Here is a 21,105-nt window from a genome sequence, read left to right as displayed (position 1 = left end):
AATTCTATGAATTTTCTGATATAATAATTGATATTAGATAATAAAGGAGTCCTACAATGCAAAATATATTAGACCAAGCCAAGACAATATTATCTTCAGATGAAAAAGTTCTAGATTTTTTACATGGATCTTTAGACGTTTTTGAATTTAGGCATCCTGTACGCCCTGGAGTATTAATTGCTACAAATAAAAGATTATTCTTTTACGGCCCTGATTTAGTTGGTGATGCATGGGTTAATGAATATTTTTATGAAAATATATCAAAGCTGAAGGAGAAAAAGAATTTATTTGGTGTACCTAGTATACTTTTTTGGAATAAAAACGAAAGAGTAGGCATCAAAAATATTCAAAGCAAAAATCTTAATGAATTTGTACAGATAATTAGAGAGAAAATAACCAATGAATAAATAGACTCTACAATTTAATCTTGTCAATAAAAATCCAATTTCTCAAAAATGTAGAAATTGGATTTTTTAATTCCTCTAAATTTTTATGTATCATAACTTTCAAGTTTTGACCCCTAATTTAAGTTCCAGTAAAATAAGGGTGTTGACTAGTATCATAACTTATAGTCATATGTGGAGTGAAAAAGAGGTGCATTTTCGTGAAATATGGTTATGCAAGAGTATCTACTTTGAATCAAGATTTAAAAAACCAAATAGTAACATTAGAAAAAGAGAATTGTGATTTTATTTATTCTGAAAAATATACTGGAACAAAAACTGATCGACCAGAATTTCAAAAGTTATTGGCCAACTTAAAAGAGGGAGATACTTTAATTGTTACGAAATTGGATCGTTTTGCACGATCGACAGTAGACGGGATTCATACAATTAAGAATCTATTTGAAAAAGGAGTAAAGGTGCATATTTTAAATATGGGCTTAGTTGAAAATACTCCAACTGGAAGACTTATTTTTAACATTATGAGTGCATTTGCAGAATTTGAACGTGATATGATTGTCGAAAGAACGCAAGAGGGAAAAGCACTTGCTAAATTACGAGCTTACTTTAGGGAAGGGCGACCTAAAAAATATCAAAAAAAACAAATCGAACACGCCTTATTTCTTCTCAACCATCATTCTTATAAAGAAGTAGAAGAAAAGACTGGTATTTCGAAAAGTACACTTACAAGAGCTAAGCGACAATTAAAAAAAGAGCAAGATACTTAAATTAAATTATATTTTTAACAGGAGAACATTACGGACTAGAGCAGCTATCCTGTCATTAAACTGATAAGATTTCATCTAGTTAATAAAGGAGATACGTTATGGTTAGTATGCAAGAAACAGCTTATCCCCGATTAAAGAGTTGCCCAAGTTTTACAGAATTAGAAAAACTTTTTTCACCCAGCTCAAGTGAAATTTCATGGGCAAAACAGAAAGCACGTAACTCGTTTTCGCAATTAGGTCTATTAACAATGCTAAAAACATTCCAATGTCTAAATTATTTTCTTCCAATCAGAGATACTCCACCAGTTATTATTGAACATATTGCGAGAAAAACAAAGCTTTATCTACCAGAGCGAGAAGAATGGAGTTCTTATCATCGTTCTGGTACAGGAATCCGTCAAATCGCTATGATTCGTGAATATCGTCGAGCTAAAATGTTTAATGACCAAGCTCGTCAAGTCATGTTTAATATTATGAAAACATCTGTATTGGAAAAGGACGAAAAGAGCGATATCATTAATATTGCAATTGATGAGCTAGTCAAACATAGCTATGAGCTTCCTGCTTTTAGCACACTTACAAAAGCTGTAGACCATGTACATGCTGAAGCATATCGTACTTTATATCAATCCATTTCAGATGCATTAACAATTGAAGAAAAACAAAAGATAGATCAATTGTTTCAGAGTAGGGAAGGTTCTACTTATTCTGATTGGAATGTAGTGAAACAAGATCCTGGACGTCCCACTTTATATCAATTAAGACGCTGGATACATCGAAAAAACTGGCTCAACGAACGGTATGTAGGTTCTGATTTTTTTCAACGTCTCCATATTCCACCTGCAAAAATTGAAAGATTAGCAGCTGAGGCTAAAACGTTAGATGCATCTCGAATGAAAGAATTGGAGGCGCATAAAAGATATACATTAGCTGTCTCACTACTCTCTGTCCAATTTGCAAGTACTATTGATGATATTGGAGAAATGTATATAAAGCGGATTGCTAGTTCGCATAAAAAGTCTGAAGGTTCCCTTCAGGAATTGAAAAAAAAGAAAGAAAAACAAACTGATAACTTAATTGCGATTCTACATAATACGGTACTTGCATTTCAGTCCGAAAGATCGATAAAGGAAAAGGTGCAAGAATTAGAAAATATAATTGGTGGAACCTCTGGTCAACGTGTATTAAATGATTGTGAAAATCATTTAGCTTATGCTGGAAACAATTACTTTTCATTTGTATGGAAGCATTTAAAAAGCAGTAGAGCAGAGTTAATGAAAATATTAGAAACGTTAGAATTTAAATCAACAAACCAAAATAAAGGGTTAGAACACATGCCCATCAACTTAAGAACGAAAACAAAATGAACTTTCGTTCAAACAAACTAAAAAACACGTAATGTACTTTTGGTATTGAAAAGTACACACACCAAATAAACTCTAACGAGTTTCATTTTAAAAATTATGCAGCTTTCTTTTGTTTTCCAAACCCATTATACTCATAGACAACACCCATAATATCAAAGATAGTTTTCTTCTCATATCGATGAGATTTCCGTCCATTCTTCTGTAGGAGGTCGAACAAACGGATTAAAATCTTTGTTAGATTTTGGGTGTTTCTCTGTATCGCTTGATATAACAGCGATACATGATCTTGAATCATCCCAATGGCTTTATATTCACTTAATTCTCTTTTGTTCTTTTGCAAAAGAAGTTTACGCATCTTAAACATCGTAGAAGAACAGATAAAGATGGCAATAAGTCTTCCATACACATGACATTCTAATCGCTCTTTTTTGATAGTTTGCCAATGATGAATTTGAAATAAGGATTTCCACGTTTTAAAAATAATTTCTATTTGCCAGCGAAGGGAGTAAAAGTCATGTATTTGTTCCATCGGAACAACTCCTTCAGGCGTATTTGAGACATATATGTTGATACCCGTTAATCGTTTACTCTTTTCTGAAAATGTAATACCCTTTTTACTTTCAGTGTAACTTTGTTTTTTTCTACGTTCCTGTATCTGTTTGTCTGTTAAACGATAGATAATTACACGTGTGAATAGTTTTTGATTCTTTCCAATGTAAGCTTCTTTTATTTCGTATGTTTGACCGGGTTTTAAATTGTTCATAATATGTTCTAAATCAACTTGGATATACTGTGATTGCTTTTTTACGGTTCCGTTTCGAAAGTATTCTGGAAACGGATTTTTTACATACACGGTATGGTTTAATTTTAATCTGGATATATAATAAGCACCTCGTTGATCCATTTGATCTAAGTCTTCTAATGAAAAATAACCTAAATCACGGATACATAAATCGCTTGGACGTAATGTGTCTAAGCATTCTGTTCCAAAGGTCTTATCATTATTTTTTCCTGGACCTATCTGAAAGTTTAGAAACTGTCCGCTATGTAAGTCATATTCTAATTGAATCTTGATACCCGCTGTTTGTGCACAACCACCTGATCCAGGATATACATGGGCTAAATGTTTTGGTACTTGGAAAATCGTCGCATCTAAAATACGAATTCGTTGAAAATACGTGAGCGCCGCGCTTGAAATGGCCGATGTTTCACAGATTTTACTTTTCCATAATGCCGAAAAAATATATTTCAAAAATTCAACCGCTTTTTTATCAAAGCGTTTATTGAGTCCTTCTGGACTCATAAGAGTGCCTGTGGCCGCATGTAATTGACTGCATAGTCGAACAAGCGAGTCACTCGCTGTACGTTGACTTACCCAAATACATATGGTAGCTAATTCATTTCCAGAAAACTTTCGTTTTCTTTTTACAAAACCTAATTCTTTTGCGAGTTCTTCCAAAAGAGAAGGGGTTAAATGACGATACAGTTCTTCAGAAAATAGTTGTAATTCATCTTGAATCGAAAGATTCATAAAAAATGTCACCCTTTCTAGCTAGCTTTTTAGAAAGAATAACGTTTTTTGTCACTTGGGGGTAGTGAAAATTCTTAAGTTGATGGGCATGGGGTTAGAACAATCCATTTTATTTTTAGTGCAAAATAAAATGAAGAAATCTGAATGGATTCCTATTATGGACTTAACTAATCAAAAAAATAATGAAGCTGATTCACATACAACGTCTGTGGTTGACCTTTCCTGGATACCTGAAAAATGGTGGCGATGGATTCGTCCACATCAGAGAAGGAACGCTCCTCCTGAAAAGATTCATCGGCGCCATTTTGAAGCCTGTGTTTTTTCTCAGATTTGGTTGGAATTAAAGTCTGGAGACTTATATATAGAAGGAAGCGATAAATATGCAGATTATCGAAAACAATTAATTTCTTGGGATGAATATCAAGAAAACGTCGCTACTTTTTGCGATCAAGCAGGACTCCCTACAACTGCTCAAGAGTTTAAAATGCAAGTTTACAACAAACTAGAAAAAAGGGCTAGAAGTGTAGATGTCTCTTTCCCGAAAAACAAAGCTGTCACACTACGTAATGGTGAGCCAGTTATCACAAAACCTAAAAAGAAAAGAGTATCTCCTTTGTTAAAAGCCGTACGAAAACGTATTGATGAAAAATTGGTTCCCATTAATGTATTAGATTTATTAGGAGATACAGAATATTGGTTAAATTGGACCCGTTTTTTCGGCCCGATTTCTGGTCATGATGCAAAGTTAGAAAAGCCACCTGAACGCTATTTGACAACTGCTTTTTGTTATGGATGTAATTTAGGTCCCACGCAAACAGCACGCTCTCTAGGAAGTGTAGATCGAAAACATATATCTTGGATAAATGAAAGACATATTACAGAAGAAAACATTCAAAAAGCCATTGAGTGGATTATTAATGCCTATAATCGATTTAAATTACCTAAATATTGGGGAAATGGAACTAGTGCTTCAGCTGATGGCACAATGTGGGATTTATATGAAAAAAATTTATTATCAGAAAATCATATTCGATATGGAGGATATGGTGGAATTGGTTATTATCATGTCTCCGACACTTATATCGCTTTATTCAGTCACTTCATTCCTTGTGGTGTCTGGGAAGGTATTTATATTTTGGATCTTCTCATGAAAAATAAATCTGATATTCAACCTGATACTCTGCATGCTGATACCCAAGGGCAAAATGCACCTGTTTTTGGATTAGCTTATTTACTAGGGATTCAACTTATGCCACGTATTCGTAATTGGAAAGACTTAAAGTTCTTGCGACCAAGTAAAGAGTCTACCTATCAACATATTGATGGTTTGTTCTCACACTCAATTGATTGGGATTTGATTGGAAATCATTATAAAGATATGCTACGTGTAGTAATGTCAATTAAAATGGGACGAATTCATCCTTCCACGATTTTAAATAAGTTAAATACATATAGTAAAAAGAACAAGTTATATCAAGCTTTTCGAGAGTTAGGTAGTGCCATTCGCACTTTATTTTTGTTAAAGTATCTATCAGATGAAAAATTGAGAAGTACAATTCAAGCAGCCACAAATAAAAGTGAATCTTTTAATGGATTTTCAAAATGGCTATTCTTTGGTGGTGAAGGAATTATTGCAGAAAATAATCGAGAGCGTCAAAGAAAAATCATTAAATACAATCATCTAATCGCTAATTGCTTAATATTTTACAATGTATTTCAGCTTACACGGATTCTTCATGAATATATACAAGAGGGAAATAAAATTGATGCGGAAGCATTGTCTGATCTGAGTCCGTATTTAACATTTCATGTAAATCGCTTTGGGAAATACCGACTAGATTCTAATCGGCGCCCTCCAGATATTGAATTTGATATACCTGTATCACCGATTCCAATTGAAGGAACTGGTTAATCTAAGCAAGAGAGGGGGCAATTCATATAACTTCCCCTCTTGCTTTACGTTTGCGAGTGGCTCCAAAAAGAAGGAATCGTTGCCGTACCCCCTTATCGGTCTTTAAACTATTAATAAGACATTTTTTTCATTATTTAATAATTTCAGCTGATCTATAAGTTCCTCTTCTTCTATTTCGTGGAATTTACCGGATATTGTAATTAACATATTATTATTAGTATAAGCAAAATTATAGACGGAATTTAGAGTGTCTGGGTTGATTTCTTTAAGGGATTCTGCGGTTCCGCAAATGTCAGATTCAAGCGCATTACAATTAAGTAAATTAGCGATTATCTCCGCTCTTGGTAACTCGTCGGTATCCTCCTCATATAATTCTATCTCATCTGCAATGAGGATTCTTTCCTTTTGAATCAGTTTTGAATCAACTTTGAAATTGGACAGTAATTCTAATGTTTGAAGAACTGCAGTAACCATACCTTTGGTTCCTTCTGCTGTATAACTCGTATGAGTAGGGCTAGTATAAGCATTTAATTCTAAACCTTGTGATGTAAAGTTTTCAAATATATTATCGCCTGTTGAAAAAATCATGTGTTCTAAAAAGTGTGCAGTTCCTAGCGGTATTTTATACTCTTTATTTTCGAAAAGATAAGAAGTATTATAAGCTCCAAAACTAAAACTAACTGAACAAAGAAAGTGATTATAATGAACTTTAGGTACAAATACTATCGTTATATTATTTGGTAAAACGACTTTTTTAAAACGCATTTTTTACTCCTTTATTCTATATATGGCATCAAGATTTAAGTGATTCAACATACTTTTTACATCCTCAATAGATATGCTCTCTATGATTTGTTTGTAATTGTAATAGTAATTTGGGTTTGTAATGAAATATTGGTCTTTTAAATTCACTTCACTTATAGGATAATCTTGCGCTTTAGAAAAATGATGAATAAGAGATTTTTTAACTAATGCTAGCTCTTCCTCTTCGATAGATTTTAAATTGTCAATTTCATCTATAAGCAATTCAGTTACTTTATCAAAGAAATTGCTGTAGATGGTTATTACAATTATCCCATGATAATTGTATATCTTAGATTTAACATAATAAGCTAAGTTCTCCTCGTTTCTAATTCTCCTTATCAACCTAGAATAAGGAAATCTCCCCATTAATCCATTGATTACCTGTAATATAATATTCTCATAGCTCCCTATTCTTATAGGTGCACTTAATAAACCGTAAATTCCACTTAAATCATCATTCCTAAAATTATTTTTATCTATTATTTTAGGAAGAGTGCTAGTTCCAGTTTTATTTCTTAACAGCTCATTAAATTCTATGGATTGAATTTTTAGATGGTAGTTCTCCAAAAATTGTTTTTTTAAATTTGTATAAACATTTATTTGAGAATCTTCAAGAAAGGCATGAATATTAAATTCCTCTCTTATGTTAAGCGTATCGCCACTTTTGCTATAGTAAAAGTTATTTATTAATTGATTAGGTATAATCGAAAGAGAATCTAAATTATCTTTCGATTTATTTTTCAGGAAAGTTATATAGTCTATTCCCATTTAATTGAACTATACGTATCTAAATTAGCAAGTGTACCTGCGTTTGAAATTACTTTATTGTAATTATTGATTGCAATTTGGAATTTTTGAAAATCTGATTTTTTCACAGTTATTGTTCTCCCCATTCCATTTAATATAAATATATTATCTTATATGTAACTTAAATTAGATACGAAATGTATCAAGTACATTATCTTTTTTCCTTTTTATTAAAAAAAGAACATGTAGAAATTACTGCATGCTCTTATTGAGTTGATGGAAATATTGCAACTTGTTTTTATTAGTTTGCTATTTTCATTTGTAAAAATCGTTTTCACTAAATGATCATTAAACATGTTTTAAAAGTTGTACCTTTTCGAATATATATCTGTACTAGAGTGATTAAGAATAGTAAATTCTATGGTAATATAAAAATTAAAATTGATACAATAATTCTAATAGCAACGAATTCAAAACCCATTTGTAGGAGGAAATCATGTACGAATTAACAATAGGACTAAAATATGACGAGCCTTTAGAATTACATCATAAATACAGATATGATTTTGTAGGGATTGATTATCAAAATAATTATATTCATGGATGCATTTTTGTTTTTCGAACAATTAAAAAAGGTAAAAGTACAGGTAACGTATTAATTGATTTAGTTCACAACTCTAATATTAACGCCCTTAAAGCCCATATTCATGGCGATTGCCATTTTCATATGTTTCAATATAGAATGTCTATAAGCAACGAACCAATTAAGATTACAGATAATATTTCTTTAGAGAAAGTAAAAAATGCAACAAACGATGAATACTATGCTCTTATAAAAGAACAAAAATACAAGTTGATTAATGGTGTTCCTGCAATTGATCCGGTGCACAAACACTTCCCAGAGGTTAAATACCTGTTATTAACAGAATATCATGAATCGATTGCAAATATGGATACCCTTGAACTAGCCCCAATATTTAAGTTACAAGAAGAGCATATTTGGCATAACAATAGGTACTCGAATTATAATGATACTTCTAAATTGGATGTTGATGATAATAACCTAAATTCTTCTATAAAGTGGATTCAAGTAAAAGAAATTATCAAAAACAAACGAAAACATTTTGAAAAACAAAGCGAAGAAAAGACCAATCAAATCTTTGAACTAAAAAATTCAGTCAGGTATCGTCCGATTGAATAATAGTTCATTTTGATACATCAAGTGCAAACACCAAATGTTTATTGTGTGATGTAGTTTCATTGGATTTTCACATTACTTTTTGATATTCCCCCTTTTCGAAGGGATGTTGAAGGTTATCTGGAATAGAAATGGGGAGTATTGAGCTCCCCTAACAACCCACAAATATAAAAGGATGTTGTCTATGAACAAAGGTGATGCAATTTTAAGATTGTTGATGGAGATTAAGCTTGAGTTAAAAGAAGTAAAAGAACAGATGGAAAGAATGGAAACAAAGATTGAAAAAATAGAACAACAAAATAGGAAAAAACAAATTACTAGCCAAAAGAAACAAAAATCAACTTCTGATACGAAAGATAAACGAGATTGGAAATATCCCGCTAAATTGAAATAAAGAAAAATTGAAAAATAAACCGATGTTGCTATATAATGAAAAAAGATACTATTACGAATCTATGCATCAAGATAGTAAAAGAAGGTGCGGTAAAAATGATTTTCTTATATCGATTTGATTTAAAAGATAACGGAATAGATTTTGTTTTAAATGAGAAAATAGCTGCGGATATGCTTCCATACTATGAAGAAATGTTGAGGCCCTTAGTGGCATCTTTGGCTGAAACTTTAAGTTTTTATCGAGCTTTTAGTAAACATCCTACCATTTTGACTAGTAAAATATTAGATAATAATGAACTGGAAATTATGTTAAGTGAAGGACTAGGGCAATATATAGACGTATATACGAAGAATCAAATTATTTTTGAAAATGGAAAGTTAATCGCAGATATTTTAATAAAAGTAATGGATCACTATACATTGCATCGCTAGCAATTACTTCAGATACACACCTGTTTTATCTGAATAATCAGACAATAAAAGGTAGACATCTCCTTTATAAGAGATGTCTACCTTTTATTGTCCTAAAATATGGCGTATGTCTGTAACATCCATATTGGTAAACTTCGCAATATCTTCTATATCCATGCCATTTTTATGCATGCCTCGGATTAACTGTTCTCTTTCAGCTAATTTACCTTTTTCCATACCCTCTTGAAGCCCTTTTTCTCTTCCTTCTTCAATACCGACTTCACGAGCATGTGCTAATTTGGCTTGCTCATCAAATAAAACCTTTTCTCTGGCTTCATACGCTAGGCGGAAAGAACTGCTCTGACTCATGTTCTCCCATTTATGGATCGCTTTTTGTAACATCGGGTCTTGTTTCATGGCGATGTCCTCCAAGGTGTGGGTTAAATGCTCATCTTCATGTGCTGGTAACAATAGTAACCAACGAGCAAATTCATTTTCCCACGGATTAATTTTTTCTTCTCTCCATTGCTGAAGCAATTTGGGAAGCTCAATAAAATGAATTTCTAGGTCATCCAATAAAACTTGTTGCTGCTGTTTACTCCAAAACTGTCCAATTGTATGCATATCTTCATAATCAGGAAAGAGATGAAAATCTAATAAGTTAATTGCAATCGTTTTTCGAAGTGACCGATAAGACATTCCTTTTTCAAGCTGGGACGTATAAAGCTTACTCCAATAGTAAAGGGAACGTTTTACAATCTCTTGTGTATTTCTTAGTTGGATTTCGATATTGACTTTTGTTCCGTCATGAAGTGTAGCAAGTATATCTAGTATGGATAATTTATCTTCTTCATATTCTTTATGCAAATGTGGATCTTCAATTTTTAACGATACAATCGGTGTAGATAAAGACTCATGCAAGATTGCATTTAAAAAGGAAATCAGTAATTCCTCTTGTCCCTGTACACCAAATAATTGCTTAAAAGCAAAATCGACTCTTAAATTGACTAAAGGCTGATTCATGGTTAGAGTCACCTTTCTTTGTGGTTATTATATATATCTATTGTATCGGAGAAGAGAGAGCAGAAGCAACCCTTGAAACGTTTATTTTGTGTAGTGTTTTTTATTATACAATCCGGTATGTGAAATTATTTTTATTATCACGTAAATACACATGTAGCACTGCATAATATACTTGTTTTTTTATATTTACGTTAAACGCTTTTATTAGCTTATATGTAGCGTTTAACGTTTTTAGCATAGAAACATATTATCTCTGTCGTCTTCTTTCGTTAAAAATCAATCTGAACGGTCGTTTTTCAAATTCTTCAAAAAAAATAGGCGTATATTTGTTTTTTAGAACAGAATGCATATGTAGTGATTTATCTGAATTAGAGATGAATCGTCAAATAAGAGGAATAATCATATACTGCTCGATGTTTCAAATCTTCATACGTGTATAACTTTTGCTTATCAAATAATTTTGGATGTTTCTTTCTATAGTATCCGAACAATTCTTCGCCATTTTTCCGTATACGATACCGACGCGCTTGTCTAATTGTACCTGGTATTTCCTCAGGAGCAAACTGTTTAAGTATTTGTAATGCTTGTGCAGATGGGATTTCTTCCCCAGTTACATAAAGATGAATACAGATGAGTTCTTTTATTGTTATATAATTGTACTGTGAATTCCCGCCCATAGAAGAATCCCCTCTCTCAGTCATTATTTTTATCTGTACATGACTACGCATATAAACGAACCTATCAGTTTAACCTATCAGTATCTTCAGCGTTTGTTTCACTTTTTCATCGTCCACTCGATAAAATACTTCTAATCCTTGCCGCTCATATGCTACGACTTTATGTAATTTTAACCTGCCAAGATGTTGCGAAACAGTGGATTGTGGCATGTCTAAATAGTGTTGTAATTCAGTAACATTTAATGAAGTTTTCTTTACTAATTGATGTACAATTTGAAGGCGAACAGGGTGTGCTAATGCCCGTAACACCTCTGAAACATGTTCTAATTCATTTGGCTCTGCAAAGGCATTTTTCATCTTCTTTTTCCTCCCCATTCCTTTTATACGGAGTATTTCCTCTGTATCATACATTTTTCTGTTATAGAATTTACATATCACAAACTATCTTGCACCATTTCATTTACACCTTTATACTGAAACAAGTATACATCATAATAAGAGGTGCCTTATGAACAAATCAGAATTAATTAAACAAGTTGCAATACAATCCGAACTAACAAAATCACAAGCAAGTCTTGCTGTAGATGCAGTATTAGAGTCCATTCAACATGCACTACAAAATGGGGAACATGTACAGCTACTTGGCTTCGGCACATTCGAAGTAAGAGAACGTGCTGCCCGTGAAGGACGCAATCCACATACTGGTGAAGCTCTTACAATCCCTGCGGGGAAAACACCTTCTTTTAAAGCGGGGAAAGCATTAAAAGAAGCTGTAAAAGCTAAATAATATTTCTGTAACAGTAGCATAAATTCTAAGGATTTCATGCTACTGTTTTATATTGGGTAACCTTGCCCAAATTATTAGTAGTTAACGTTTTAGATTACCTGGACCATTTGGTGCTGGTAAAACAACTATATGTATGATAACAACGAGTTTTCTTAGTCCAACTGAAGAATTAACCTTACTAATCGATTTTGTAGCATAAACGTTCGTTTTTGTTACAGTTTCTATTTGAAAATATGAAATGTCTTAACTGTTGAATTAGCCGTAACAAAATACTGTACCAAAAATAATTTGTCACAATATAAAAATGCTACTTTTTTGTTACGTTGATTATCTATTAATTGGTAGTTTCTGTCTTATTCCCCTTTTTCGGGGTATGGGTAAAGAAACCCATATTAGAATCGAATCGTTGAGATCGCATGTTTATATACAAACTGTTGCTTCCCTTCCGCCTCTATCAAAATTGAATATAAATCATACCCTTGTATTGTCCCTTTTATATGAAAGCCTTTCAATAAAATCAGCGTAACATTCTTTTTCTCTTGCATCGCTTCTTGGAGTAACTTTTCCTGTATGGATACCGTATTTCTATTCCTTTCCTTTTGGAACACTTTTAATTTCGTTTCCACTGAATGTTTCCTCCTATCCTCATACTGTCCCTTTGTATTGCTCTAATTATAACACTCCTGTGTAAACAAAATAAGAAAATTCAAAAAAACAAATTGAATAAATCGCTTTACTTTTTGCACTTACAGTTACTTCCTTAAGTGTAAAAAGTAAAAACATTAAAACCCTAAAGAGCTAAAAGCAAGTGTTTTCTATATCGGCTTGATCTCTATATTATACGAGCCGAACCGCTTCCCTTTCGCACTCGAATTTAGTTTTTCATCCCTAGTAATGAGACGGTTCAAAACGTGGGGTATCGCCCCCACCGACTCGCCAACCTCTACCCCAAAAGGCAAGGGAAAACCTTTTCATCCAAATCTAAAAAGAAGGTTTTATTCTTTAGAAATTCGTGGTTCTCCAAACCATACAAACATAGCATCTTTGGAAATAATCCATTCTTTTCTTGTACCATTTGGAGCTAAAAAGAACTTAATTAACCCTTCCTCAATCATTTTTTGTAACTCTTCTTTCTGTTCTTCACTTAATGTAGATGGACTAATTTTGTTCTTTAAAGTAGCTCTCTTAATTCCCCATTTATGAGATGCTTCAGCAGGCGTCATATACTTCTCTATTTCTTTCATTGTAACTACTCCTTTAATATTATAAGTAAGAAAAGGGAAAAAAAGACGATCCCTTCTCCTTTTAATTTTATTGTAGTTTAGTGTTTGAATCTATTTTCTAAAATTGCTAATTTGATAAGCTTTATCTTTATATCTTGGCTTAATGAAAGCCATTCTGGTGTATTTATTTTCATTTTTCTTCTCCCCTTCATTATATGTTATAATAAGGGGGTATAAAAGAATGTTCGAGATTCTTCTATACCCTAGTCATTCGTTTAGCGGCGGATGGCTTTTTCATTTTTATTTTCTTCGTTATAGCTAATTCCTAAAATATAATCTACTGCTCTCTGTGCTTGACTGGCTGCCTTAACAATTAATGTTTTATCATTTTTTAAATTTCGCAACCAAGACTGTATATAAGCTGTTGAGTTATCAAATGTTACATCTACAAATCCTGATAACCCAGTTAACATGCTTGCTCCAATTTCAGCAACCAATTCCTCTTTGGAATAATCTTCAGAACCGAAATGAGCTGTTGCTGAAGTGATTCCGTTCCTGTTTAATCTACTAGAATGGCCTGTTGAATGAACAAATTCATGGAATAAAGTGCAATAGTATTCTTCAACTTTCGGAAAATCCTTCATTGGAGGTACATTTACATGGTCCATAACCGGTTGATAAAATGCCCTTCCGCTATTCCAGCTAAGACTTGGAGAATTTATATACCCCTTTACAATGTTCTCCGCCTCTTCAATTGGATTATGTTCAAAAGTCTCTTCCTCTTTTCGTTTACTTTCAATTCCTTCACACTGTTTTATGTTAAAGACTCTGTAATATCTCAACATTGGAATCTTTTCAACATCCCCAGATACTTTGTCTTCTTTTTCTAACCACTTCCAGAAGACCACAATTTCTGATTTTGCCCCCTTTTTAATTTTCCCTTTTGCTTCCTTAACCTGTTTGAACGTGAGATACTCACCTGAATCTAAAAGCATTGTATTAATCCCTCTATACGGCTTTTGAGTTTTCCAGTTTACAGCTATATTTCCGTTTATCCAAGGCTTTTGCCAAGGAACTGTCCCTTGTTCTAGTTTCTCAATAATTTTGTTTGTTACGATCTCATAAACGTTATTTGTCATTTAATTTTCCCCTTTCGTTATTTTTTAACCTTACAAGTCTATTATCTCACAAATAACTTAGACCTACAAGTCTTTTCGGTTGTTTTTTTAATTACTTTTCGACAAAAAAGACCCTACTAATTAAGTAGAGTCTTTGCTTAATAATTTTCTATTTAACAAGATATTGCTGTGATTTTTTTATTGTAAATTGTTGATTTCCTTAACAATTCGTTTCGTTCTCACAACTAACCAAAATTCTAATATCATGAAAATAAAAGGAGCTATATAACATGCTATAATATATAGCCACACAGATACATTAGTATCAAACAAATTCTTAGTTAAATTGCCAAAAATAATACTGATAATTGTACCAATTAAAATAAGAAAAGAAGATAAAACATTGCTCCTAAATTCTTCTTTCAAATCTTTCATAATTTGAAATTTATTCATCTTTCATTTCCCCTTTAATTTGTTTTATCCTCTATTTCATCATTGATTTTCTTAACTAATTTCACCTTTCCAATTTCCTCATAAGGTTCAACGGAATACCCTTTACTTTAGCAACCTCTTGCATATCTCTTCAAGCTTCTGTACCTTGACCAAATTTAATAGTTACTATATTGATAATTTATTCCTCCATTTTTTAATAACATTCAACTTTATTTCAATTTGTAGATTTAAAATAAAGTTGAATGTTTCAGTAAGAATTTGAGATTGTTTTGTTCAATCTTTTTTATACAATATAACGTGTTTTTAATCTTCCTAATTCTTCAAAGGATGTTTTTGCCCAAATCCCCGAAATGGGGGAATTAGCTAAAATTATACACTATGTCAAAAAGTACACCTTTAGATATAGTATATTCTATGCAGCTTAAACTACTTCAAAAGGTATCAAAATGTACTTAAGACACACTTCATAAGTACACACACTTTTTGAGATGTGTTTGTTGAATGATTTTATGCTTATTGGATATCCCTATCAGTTGGATACAGCACAGAGAATCCCCTTGTTGTGATGTTTGTTATTTTTAAGATGTAATCTGGTACATGAAATTTTACAATTAAGTTGTTCCTTTGTTTTTCTTTTAAAATTCTTATAGCATTCTATATAAATCTTATGGTATTATATAGATAGAAAATTTGTTTCCATTGTTTATACTCTATTGTACGTAGCGTGAAGGACAAACCTTACGCCCTGTTAACTCGGGCGAGGTTTGTCCTTTTTTTTACTTTAAGGAGGAATTTACTATGAAAAAAGTCTACAAAATTGGAGCAGTTATCACAACTTTATGCGTTGCATGTATCGCGATCTTTACTTTAACTAAGAATGAATCAGTCAAAACAGAAACTATAACACCAGAAAAAACAATTGTATCTGCTGCAGATGTAAAAGGATCACCTGAGAATATAAAAGATATTTCAAAAGAAGAATTAAAGCAAAAAATACAATCCCATGAAGAGTTCATTGCGTATTACTATCAACCTACCTGTCATTTTTGTAAAAAAGCTGCACCAGATATCAATCGTATGTCAAAAAAGCATGATAGAACCATTTATCGTATTGATATCTCTACACCAGAAAATCAAAGTGCCTTTCAAGAGTTCGACATTCCAGGTACTCCAGTTGTTGTAGCTTATAACAGAGGTGAAGAAGTTGAACGTTTAGAAGGAGCTGTTTCAGCTGCTACCTATGATGGATTCTTTGCAAGACGTAATTCGAGCGCTAGCTAGTATAGTGCTCGTTTTTCTTTGTAAGAAAGGAGAATTAACATGCAACAAAACGCCCGTATTCATTCTTTAGACATAATAAGAGGTATCGCCACACTATGTATCCTATTTGCGAATCTACCCACTATGACGGGACTAGATCCCTTTAATCAGGCAGGTTACACCGGTACAGATAAAACGATTCGTTTTTTAGTAGATTTGTTTATACAAGCAAAGTTCTACACTATTTTCGCATTCTTATTTGGAGTAGGATTTTATATCTTTATGAAAAATACAGAAATAAAAGGATATCATATGTATAAGCTATTTACCCGGAGACTATGTATTTTACTAGTCTTCGGTTTACTCCACTTCACCTTTCTATGGTATGGAGATATTCTACATGCGTATGCTATAGCTGGATTTATTCTATTGTTCTTTTATAAGCGATCTACTAAGCTTATTTTTATAACTGGTTGTAGTTTCCTAACGGTTAGTTATGTATTACATATTATTGTATTTTTACGAGCAAGTTCTTCTATTACTGAAGTACCAAATTACTATCAATATATGTTTACAGGTAACACTACCAATCACACTGTAAATCTATTTATACATTATTCTCATCAAGTAAAAGCACGTCTTTTCTTTCTAATGACTCAGGAATTCCAGCAACTACTCATAGGAATTCCGGAATATATAGGCTTATTTTTAATCGGGTTATGGGCTGGTAAGAAAAATATTTTTAAAAGGGTACCGGAATTAATAAAGAAAATTAGATTTTTACAGTGGAGTTCGTTATGTATCTCATGCCTTCTCTCTTGTCCTATTATCTACTACTTTATAAAAACAGATGTCTATTACTCTCAGGATGTACAACTATGGATTCTATTTGGAGGGAAAATGCTAGCTATATTCTATATTTGTACTCTACTGAGAGTTTGTGAGAATAAAAAATATATAGAATGCCTGCACCCCTTTATGAACGTTGGCCAGTATGCTTTAACGAATTACATCACTCAAAGCATACTTACGCTTGTGATTCTTTCGTGGTGCTTTAAAGATGTCTCACACTTATATTACTGGCAACTATGTATCTTTGGGCTTTTAATTATTTTTGTACAAATACTATTCAGCAAGATTTGGAGTAAATATTTCCGCTATGGTCCTATTGAGTGGATATGGAGAAAAGGAATTTATAAGAAATAGACTATTTTTTACCAGCTACATGCAATTAACTGAAAAAAATGTTAAAATATTATATGAAAGATTAAAGATATATTTGTGGTTGTAAAATGGTGTTATTAAAATTAAAGTGGTTCAAGTCAGAGAAAGGCACCTTTTGGTGCTTTTTCTCTGACTTGAACCTATATTCCATAGAAATCCACTTAACATAATATAAGGTAATATTAATTTAATTATAAAGATAGGTGATAATATGTTTAGTATTAACAATAACCCTCGAAAAAGTAAAATACGAAAAGTTAAATTACAAGTACCTGGTGATGTGAAATATGAACTTCACACTACTTATAACTTGTTATTAAAGGAGGGATATCAGGTTTTATCTGTAATCAATATTAAAAATGGTGGTATCATTGTGTACCGTCATTTATATGAAGATACCAATTTATACGAAGAAAATTCTATTGTATTAAAAATTCGATTAATTACAAATAAAGGAACGGTTTTCCCTGAGCCATATCTGTACGCACATTATATATCGGCAAGAACCACTATAGACCTTGCTGATATATTTATTGAAGAACCAATACGTAACTTGGGGTTAGGAAGCATATTAATGAAACATTTACTACAAATAGCAGTAGAATCTCAGGTAGACAAAGTAACTGGTCTTATGGTTAGTGATGATAGTCAACATAAAGCCAAACAAATTAATTTTTATATGAAACATGGATTCGAGATATCTGGTAATCGTCTTTTATGGAAGCAAAGCGCATAAAAATCAAAAATATTAAATTCACAAAAAGAGGATGCTATACCTTTTATTGAGTATAGTATCCTCTTTTAAAACATCCTATTTCAATGTCATGTGTGCAAGCACCACATTTTTATCAAGAAATCTGAAGTATGACAACAATTAAGTTCATACTAGCATGAACAACAAATGATATTAGTAACCTATTGGTACGCACATATACTACAGCAAGTACAAGTCCAATTAAAAAATAACCAAATATAAACGGAAAATCAAAATGCATAATAGAAAAGAACAATGAGCTTATTATTATGCTCCAAGTTTGCTTAAACTTAGACATTAAAATGTTTATGGCCGCATAACGAAAAACAAACTCTTCTACTAACGGTGCAAGAAGAACAATTGAAATAAGTGCCACAGGAGATATTGCTGCTGCAGCGACTGTATTAGACGTATTTGCTGATTGCGTAGTTAGCTGAAATACACTCTTATCTAATACACTACCAACCATCTGCGCAAGAAATACGAATATGATCCCAACTAAAATCCATATGAATGATTTTCTTGATAATTTAATCGATAACTTTGGATCACTTATTAATTCTTTACTATATATAAGAAAAAAGATTATCAGCGTAAGTGAAAACCCAATTAGTTCCCAATGCACAAGAAGTTTTTGGATTGCTTGCTGTTGGTTTCCCTGAATATCATACCAACCTGTCTTTGCTAGCAATAGTACACCTATTATCCCTACAAATTGTGTCATAACAAAATAAATCAAAATGACGAAACCCGATTTATATTTAATACCACTACTCATATTCTTAATTCCATCCTCCACTTTCTTTATCTTTTCGATACCACTCATTACAGCAACAATAAGCACAAAATGCTAGATAACTAGCATTTCAGCTACTAATCGCTCCCACATAATTATTCTGCTTAGTTTTCTAACAAACTAATTCGTTGTAAAAACTTAACTGCAAAGTACCCTCTAAACTCTTCTAGAAAAACCACTTGCGTGCCACTCTCTGCTGTAAACTGATCTGTCCTACAAGTCCATACTTTTCCGTCATAACGCTTTGCCTCTAAGCAAGTGTGCATTACTACCTTGTCGCCTACCTTTAATCCGTCCATCACACCAAATACCGTTTGATATGCTTCTTTATATCTACGTTTTATGAAATCAACTTGCTTCTTTGTTCTAACATTTGCAAAACGTCCCTTCATATAATCCGAGCAAACGTGATCTATATCTTCTAGAGGACCGGTAAAGTAAGTAGAGCATTGCTTACCTCCACTTGTTGTATAAGTCATTTCCACTCCACCACGTTCATCTTTTATCATTTCAAGTGTTGGCTTCATGCTTGCACCTCTTTTAATTCCACCTTCAATTTCTCTTGAAATCTCACAAATGTTTCATTTGAAAATCGAACAGCTGCACTTGGATATTTGTACTGAAAAAAACCGTCGTCAAATTGTATCTTTGTTTTGTCGTACCAATATTGAAATGCTACTTCATTTGAGTAATCTTCCAAATCTACCTGTAATTCCTCAATAAGCTTCCATTCTGTCCTTGCATCATCTTCTGTAAAGCGCCCTTCTCTGCGATCATATAGCAAATTCTTTTTGATATAAGTAATGGTTCCTTCAATATCAACCACATCTTCTTTTGCAATTTTGCAAAGTATCTGATCCGGTCTTCGGCTAATTAAGTATTCTTCTATACTTTTGTTTCTTCCTAATGAAAACCAATGAGAAAAGTTACCGAAGTCTGTAACAGCTGTAAAAACTCCGGATTGATCGTATAAAAATACCCCCCATCCTTCTCCATCTACTGACGGAACTGTATAACGATATGCGGCTGTTTGTGTCATTCTCATTTCTCCTTTTTTGTATGTAAATAAAGACTTTGTACAGTTATTTTGTTCGCCAATTTTTGTAGGATAACGCTCCTTTGTAATACGTAAAATCAACTCTAGGCAAAAGAATCCCCAGTTCCCTTCCGCCTTGATGAATACCAAACCAAATACCTTCATTTTCCCATGTATCCCGTCCTAATCGAATTTCTTTAAAGCTACTTACATACGGGTACAAAAATCTTTCTAAATAGGATTCATACGTATTTTGAAACATTGGAAAATATGCAGATACATCGGACATAGGGTCTTTATATTTTTCCTTATAATATTCGTAAAACTTCTCTCCCTCTATATCTAAAAAGAATTGAAATTCAATGCTTTCTTTCCCTTCTGGTGGAAATAATACATATATATCTTTAAACACTAGCTTCCTCCGTCCTCTTTATAAATGTTATATATTGATTTAACAATTATAATTCCATAGATATGTATCAAACCTCATGCAACCTTCAAATGCTTTAATCCCATTTCAAGCGCACCAGTTCCACCAAATCCTTGATTAAATAAAAGGGGGACATCATACTTCTTTGCGTACTCTTTTGCTACATCAATAGATACATGGCCACATGCACCTTTTTGAATGACAATAACATCACATTTTTTTATAACACTTCGAAAGGTTTTCTTTACGCCTCCGTGATTTTTCCCATCATGAAAAATAACCTGGCAATCTCTTTTTTTGGCCAACTTCTCTAACGTTCTTCCATTTGATCCACCTAAAACTAGAATTGTACTCATTCCCATTCACTCTCCTTATCTTTCTTCTTTATGTACGTACTTGGTGATGTTAATAACACAAGTGTACAAGCTACAATATTCATTAATACGAAACAAATTAATAATAATATAACGAAAATTGGTGACAACAAGATGAGAATAAAGCCACTTACTACCAAGCATATAAAAATAAAGCCATTGCTCATGTCTTCGTAACCATCTAGTCCTTGTACAATATTCAAACTATGCATCCATACTGTGATACTATCCCAATTTTCTATTAACAGATAGCCACCACCCAACAGAAAAGCCCAGCCAAGCAACGTTCCTAATAATCCAGAATTTCGTCCTATATAATACCCCGAAACAAAATTCGCAGCAGTACCAATTAACATTCTCATTTGTATTCCTCCATATCCATTTCATTTAGCGTTATATACAAATTTCTTTTAACC

At 32.6% G+C, this 21,105-nt stretch carries 26 protein-coding genes and 2 pseudogenes; 11 read left to right on the top strand and 17 right to left on the bottom strand.

Annotated elements, in window-relative coordinates; all coding sequences use genetic code 11:
* Nucleotides 1-56 precede the first annotated feature (56 nt).
* The 3 genes from QCI73_RS28210 (at nucleotide 57) to QCI73_RS28200 (ending at nucleotide 2,538) form a co-directional block, all read left to right on the top strand.
* Nucleotides 57-407 carry a PH domain-containing protein gene (locus tag QCI73_RS28210; protein ID WP_046648576.1) on the top strand — a complete coding sequence of 117 codons (351 nt, stop codon included), beginning with the start codon at nucleotides 57-59 and terminating at the stop codon, nucleotides 405-407.
* Nucleotides 408-604: 197 nt separating this feature from the next.
* On the top strand, nucleotides 605-1,171 hold the full coding sequence (locus tag QCI73_RS28205; RefSeq protein WP_076872730.1) for a recombinase family protein: 567 nt from the start codon (nucleotides 605-607) through the stop codon (nucleotides 1,169-1,171).
* Nucleotides 1,172-1,269: 98 nt separating this feature from the next.
* Nucleotides 1,270-2,538, top strand: coding sequence for a DUF4158 domain-containing protein (locus QCI73_RS28200; protein WP_270394092.1), 1,269 nt, complete (start codon nucleotides 1,270-1,272; stop codon nucleotides 2,536-2,538).
* Nucleotides 2,539-2,632: 94 nt separating this feature from the next.
* Here QCI73_RS28200 and QCI73_RS28195 read toward each other — a convergent pair whose 3' ends face one another.
* Entirely contained in the window at nucleotides 2,633-4,069 is a 1,437-nt protein-coding gene (locus tag QCI73_RS28195) for an IS4 family transposase (protein ID WP_001053964.1), read from the bottom strand.
* A gap of 91 nt (nucleotides 4,070-4,160) precedes the next feature.
* On the opposite strand from QCI73_RS28195, the pseudogene QCI73_RS28190 reads away from it, so the two are divergent.
* Nucleotides 4,161-5,981: pseudogene (locus tag QCI73_RS28190) on the top strand (transposase); the annotation flags it as partial.
* Nucleotides 5,982-6,083: 102 nt separating this feature from the next.
* On the opposite strand, the gene QCI73_RS28185 reads toward QCI73_RS28190, so the two are convergent.
* Together QCI73_RS28185 and QCI73_RS28180 are read right to left on the bottom strand one after the other, a co-directional pair.
* Nucleotides 6,084-6,746 (bottom strand): M16 family metallopeptidase, encoded by a 663-nt coding sequence (locus QCI73_RS28185; protein ID WP_076872857.1) that lies wholly within the window; start codon nucleotides 6,744-6,746, stop codon nucleotides 6,084-6,086.
* Between the two features lie 3 nt (nucleotides 6,747-6,749).
* Nucleotides 6,750-7,553 carry an insulinase family protein gene (locus QCI73_RS28180; protein ID WP_076872858.1) on the bottom strand — a complete coding sequence of 268 codons (804 nt, stop codon included), beginning with the start codon at nucleotides 7,551-7,553 and terminating at the stop codon, nucleotides 6,750-6,752.
* A 475-nt stretch (nucleotides 7,554-8,028) separates the two neighbouring features.
* Here QCI73_RS28180 and QCI73_RS28175 point away from each other — a divergent pair, with 475 nt between their 5' ends.
* The 3 genes from QCI73_RS28175 to QCI73_RS28165 all read left to right on the top strand — a co-directional run bounded on the left by QCI73_RS28175 (nucleotide 8,029) and on the right by QCI73_RS28165 (nucleotide 9,555).
* Complete coding sequence (locus QCI73_RS28175) at nucleotides 8,029-8,733, top strand: hypothetical protein (RefSeq protein ID WP_076872690.1); 705 nt, start codon at nucleotides 8,029-8,031, stop codon at nucleotides 8,731-8,733.
* A 181-nt stretch (nucleotides 8,734-8,914) separates the two neighbouring features.
* Entirely contained in the window at nucleotides 8,915-9,124 is a 210-nt protein-coding gene (locus tag QCI73_RS28170; RefSeq protein WP_076872689.1) for a hypothetical protein, read from the top strand.
* Nucleotides 9,125-9,219: 95 nt separating this feature from the next.
* Nucleotides 9,220-9,555, top strand: a complete 336-nt coding sequence (locus QCI73_RS28165; protein WP_072191999.1) for a hypothetical protein — start codon at nucleotides 9,220-9,222, stop codon at nucleotides 9,553-9,555.
* Nucleotides 9,556-9,639: 84 nt separating this feature from the next.
* Here the strand turns inward: QCI73_RS28165 and QCI73_RS28160 are convergent, their stop codons facing one another.
* The 3 genes from QCI73_RS28160 to QCI73_RS28150 all read right to left on the bottom strand — a co-directional run bounded on the left by QCI73_RS28160 (nucleotide 9,640) and on the right by QCI73_RS28150 (nucleotide 11,591).
* Entirely contained in the window at nucleotides 9,640-10,557 is a 918-nt protein-coding gene (locus tag QCI73_RS28160; protein ID WP_076872688.1) for an Rpn family recombination-promoting nuclease/putative transposase, read from the bottom strand.
* Between the two features lie 368 nt (nucleotides 10,558-10,925).
* The gene (locus tag QCI73_RS28155; RefSeq protein WP_076872687.1) at nucleotides 10,926-11,234 is read right to left on the bottom strand and encodes a 50S ribosomal protein L7ae; all 309 of its coding nucleotides are present in this window, start codon (nucleotides 11,232-11,234) and stop codon (nucleotides 10,926-10,928) included.
* A gap of 69 nt (nucleotides 11,235-11,303) precedes the next feature.
* The gene (locus QCI73_RS28150; RefSeq protein WP_076872686.1) at nucleotides 11,304-11,591 is read right to left on the bottom strand and encodes an ArsR/SmtB family transcription factor; all 288 of its coding nucleotides are present in this window, start codon (nucleotides 11,589-11,591) and stop codon (nucleotides 11,304-11,306) included.
* Between the two features lie 151 nt (nucleotides 11,592-11,742).
* On the opposite strand from QCI73_RS28150, the gene QCI73_RS28145 reads away from it, so the two are divergent.
* On the top strand, nucleotides 11,743-12,021 hold the full coding sequence (locus QCI73_RS28145; protein ID WP_076872685.1) for an HU family DNA-binding protein: 279 nt from the start codon (nucleotides 11,743-11,745) through the stop codon (nucleotides 12,019-12,021).
* Between the two features lie 392 nt (nucleotides 12,022-12,413).
* On the opposite strand, the gene hfq is transcribed toward QCI73_RS28145, so the two are convergent.
* From hfq to QCI73_RS30910, 5 genes and pseudogenes are all read right to left on the bottom strand, one after another.
* Complete coding sequence (gene hfq / locus QCI73_RS28140) at nucleotides 12,414-12,647, bottom strand: RNA chaperone Hfq (RefSeq protein ID WP_076872684.1); 234 nt, start codon at nucleotides 12,645-12,647, stop codon at nucleotides 12,414-12,416.
* 369 nt (nucleotides 12,648-13,016) lie between these two features.
* Nucleotides 13,017-13,265 (bottom strand): helix-turn-helix domain-containing protein, encoded by a 249-nt coding sequence (locus tag QCI73_RS28135; RefSeq protein WP_076872683.1) that lies wholly within the window; start codon nucleotides 13,263-13,265, stop codon nucleotides 13,017-13,019.
* Between the two features lie 254 nt (nucleotides 13,266-13,519).
* A complete protein-coding gene (locus tag QCI73_RS28130; protein ID WP_252650580.1) occupies nucleotides 13,520-14,383 on the bottom strand; it encodes an ArdC family protein in 864 nt (287 codons plus the stop codon).
* Nucleotides 14,384-14,560: 177 nt separating this feature from the next.
* Nucleotides 14,561-14,815, bottom strand: a complete 255-nt coding sequence (locus QCI73_RS28125) for a hypothetical protein (RefSeq protein WP_252650581.1) — start codon at nucleotides 14,813-14,815, stop codon at nucleotides 14,561-14,563.
* Nucleotides 14,816-14,838: 23 nt separating this feature from the next.
* Nucleotides 14,839-14,990, bottom strand: a pseudogene (locus tag QCI73_RS30910) (DUF8088 domain-containing protein); the annotation flags it as partial.
* Between the two features lie 623 nt (nucleotides 14,991-15,613).
* Here QCI73_RS30910 and QCI73_RS28120 point away from each other — a divergent pair.
* The 3 genes from QCI73_RS28120 (at nucleotide 15,614) to QCI73_RS28110 (ending at nucleotide 18,035) form a co-directional block, all read left to right on the top strand.
* Entirely contained in the window at nucleotides 15,614-16,096 is a 483-nt protein-coding gene (locus QCI73_RS28120) for a thioredoxin family protein (RefSeq protein ID WP_000758632.1), read from the top strand.
* Nucleotides 16,097-16,135: 39 nt separating this feature from the next.
* On the top strand, nucleotides 16,136-17,281 hold the full coding sequence (locus tag QCI73_RS28115) for a DUF418 domain-containing protein (RefSeq protein ID WP_048520091.1): 1,146 nt from the start codon (nucleotides 16,136-16,138) through the stop codon (nucleotides 17,279-17,281).
* Nucleotides 17,282-17,510: 229 nt separating this feature from the next.
* Nucleotides 17,511-18,035, top strand: coding sequence for a GNAT family N-acetyltransferase (locus QCI73_RS28110; protein ID WP_048520092.1), 525 nt, complete (start codon nucleotides 17,511-17,513; stop codon nucleotides 18,033-18,035).
* Between the two features lie 112 nt (nucleotides 18,036-18,147).
* Here QCI73_RS28110 and QCI73_RS28105 read toward each other — a convergent pair whose 3' ends face one another.
* The 6 genes from QCI73_RS28105 to QCI73_RS28080 all read right to left on the bottom strand — a co-directional run bounded on the left by QCI73_RS28105 (nucleotide 18,148) and on the right by QCI73_RS28080 (nucleotide 21,051).
* Entirely contained in the window at nucleotides 18,148-18,831 is a 684-nt protein-coding gene (locus tag QCI73_RS28105; RefSeq protein ID WP_048520093.1) for a CPBP family intramembrane glutamic endopeptidase, read from the bottom strand.
* Between the two features lie 122 nt (nucleotides 18,832-18,953).
* A complete protein-coding gene (locus QCI73_RS28100; RefSeq protein WP_061529206.1) occupies nucleotides 18,954-19,376 on the bottom strand; it encodes a hypothetical protein in 423 nt (140 codons plus the stop codon).
* Nucleotides 19,373-19,888, bottom strand: a complete 516-nt coding sequence (locus QCI73_RS28095; RefSeq protein WP_048520095.1) for a phiTE_072 family protein — start codon at nucleotides 19,886-19,888, stop codon at nucleotides 19,373-19,375. The genes QCI73_RS28100 and QCI73_RS28095 overlap by 4 nt, the downstream gene beginning before the upstream one ends.
* A gap of 43 nt (nucleotides 19,889-19,931) precedes the next feature.
* Nucleotides 19,932-20,297: a hypothetical protein gene (locus tag QCI73_RS28090; RefSeq protein ID WP_048520096.1), complete on the bottom strand. Its 366-nt coding sequence runs from the start codon at nucleotides 20,295-20,297 to the stop codon at nucleotides 19,932-19,934.
* Nucleotides 20,298-20,371: 74 nt separating this feature from the next.
* The gene (locus QCI73_RS28085) at nucleotides 20,372-20,677 is read right to left on the bottom strand and encodes a DUF2325 domain-containing protein (protein WP_073541001.1); all 306 of its coding nucleotides are present in this window, start codon (nucleotides 20,675-20,677) and stop codon (nucleotides 20,372-20,374) included.
* On the bottom strand, nucleotides 20,668-21,051 hold the full coding sequence (locus tag QCI73_RS28080; RefSeq protein WP_048520098.1) for a hypothetical protein: 384 nt from the start codon (nucleotides 21,049-21,051) through the stop codon (nucleotides 20,668-20,670). Before QCI73_RS28080 ends, QCI73_RS28085 begins: the two co-directional genes overlap by 10 nt.
* Nucleotides 21,052-21,105: the final 54 nt, after the last annotated feature.

The sequence above is a fragment of the Bacillus cereus group sp. MG16 genome, from assembly GCF_040459875.1.
Taxonomy (GTDB): domain Bacteria; phylum Bacillota; class Bacilli; order Bacillales; family Bacillaceae_G; genus Bacillus_A; species Bacillus_A paranthracis.
Note: the sequence above shows the minus strand (reverse complement) of the source record. Positions and strands in the feature narration are given on the sequence as shown.

What these genes read in the sequence shown, in the direction of transcription:
- QCI73_RS28150 (WP_076872686.1), bottom strand. Translation starts at nt 11,591, where the DNA reads ATGAAAAATGCCTTTGCAGAGCCAAATGAATTAGAACATGTTTCAGAG.
- QCI73_RS28170 (WP_076872689.1), top strand. Translation starts at nt 8,915, where the DNA reads ATGAACAAAGGTGATGCAATTTTAAGATTGTTGATGGAGATTAAGCTT.
- QCI73_RS28145 (WP_076872685.1), top strand. Translation starts at nt 11,743, where the DNA reads ATGAACAAATCAGAATTAATTAAACAAGTTGCAATACAATCCGAACTA.
- QCI73_RS28180 (WP_076872858.1), bottom strand. Translation starts at nt 7,553, where the DNA reads ATGGGAATAGACTATATAACTTTCCTGAAAAATAAATCGAAAGATAAT.
- QCI73_RS28160 (WP_076872688.1), bottom strand. Translation starts at nt 10,557, where the DNA reads ATGAATCAGCCTTTAGTCAATTTAAGAGTCGATTTTGCTTTTAAGCAA.
- QCI73_RS28080 (WP_048520098.1), bottom strand. Translation starts at nt 21,051, where the DNA reads ATGAGAATGTTAATTGGTACTGCTGCGAATTTTGTTTCGGGGTATTAT.
- QCI73_RS28155 (WP_076872687.1), bottom strand. Translation starts at nt 11,234, where the DNA reads ATGGGCGGGAATTCACAGTACAATTATATAACAATAAAAGAACTCATC.
- QCI73_RS28085 (WP_073541001.1), bottom strand. Translation starts at nt 20,677, where the DNA reads ATGGGAATGAGTACAATTCTAGTTTTAGGTGGATCAAATGGAAGAACG.
- QCI73_RS28165 (WP_072191999.1), top strand. Translation starts at nt 9,220, where the DNA reads ATGATTTTCTTATATCGATTTGATTTAAAAGATAACGGAATAGATTTT.
- QCI73_RS28095 (WP_048520095.1), bottom strand. Translation starts at nt 19,888, where the DNA reads ATGACACAAACAGCCGCATATCGTTATACAGTTCCGTCAGTAGATGGA.
- QCI73_RS28125 (WP_252650581.1), bottom strand. Translation starts at nt 14,815, where the DNA reads ATGAATAAATTTCAAATTATGAAAGATTTGAAAGAAGAATTTAGGAGC.
- QCI73_RS28130 (WP_252650580.1), bottom strand. Translation starts at nt 14,383, where the DNA reads ATGACAAATAACGTTTATGAGATCGTAACAAACAAAATTATTGAGAAA.
- QCI73_RS28115 (WP_048520091.1), top strand. Translation starts at nt 16,136, where the DNA reads ATGCAACAAAACGCCCGTATTCATTCTTTAGACATAATAAGAGGTATC.
- QCI73_RS28210 (WP_046648576.1), top strand. Translation starts at nt 57, where the DNA reads ATGCAAAATATATTAGACCAAGCCAAGACAATATTATCTTCAGATGAA.
- QCI73_RS28200 (WP_270394092.1), top strand. Translation starts at nt 1,270, where the DNA reads ATGGTTAGTATGCAAGAAACAGCTTATCCCCGATTAAAGAGTTGCCCA.
- QCI73_RS28135 (WP_076872683.1), bottom strand. Translation starts at nt 13,265, where the DNA reads ATGAAAGAAATAGAGAAGTATATGACGCCTGCTGAAGCATCTCATAAA.
- QCI73_RS28175 (WP_076872690.1), top strand. Translation starts at nt 8,029, where the DNA reads ATGTACGAATTAACAATAGGACTAAAATATGACGAGCCTTTAGAATTA.
- QCI73_RS28195 (WP_001053964.1), bottom strand. Translation starts at nt 4,069, where the DNA reads ATGAATCTTTCGATTCAAGATGAATTACAACTATTTTCTGAAGAACTG.
- QCI73_RS28100 (WP_061529206.1), bottom strand. Translation starts at nt 19,376, where the DNA reads ATGAAGCCAACACTTGAAATGATAAAAGATGAACGTGGTGGAGTGGAA.
- QCI73_RS28120 (WP_000758632.1), top strand. Translation starts at nt 15,614, where the DNA reads ATGAAAAAAGTCTACAAAATTGGAGCAGTTATCACAACTTTATGCGTT.
- QCI73_RS28105 (WP_048520093.1), bottom strand. Translation starts at nt 18,831, where the DNA reads ATGAGTAGTGGTATTAAATATAAATCGGGTTTCGTCATTTTGATTTAT.
- QCI73_RS28185 (WP_076872857.1), bottom strand. Translation starts at nt 6,746, where the DNA reads ATGCGTTTTAAAAAAGTCGTTTTACCAAATAATATAACGATAGTATTT.
- QCI73_RS28110 (WP_048520092.1), top strand. Translation starts at nt 17,511, where the DNA reads ATGTTTAGTATTAACAATAACCCTCGAAAAAGTAAAATACGAAAAGTT.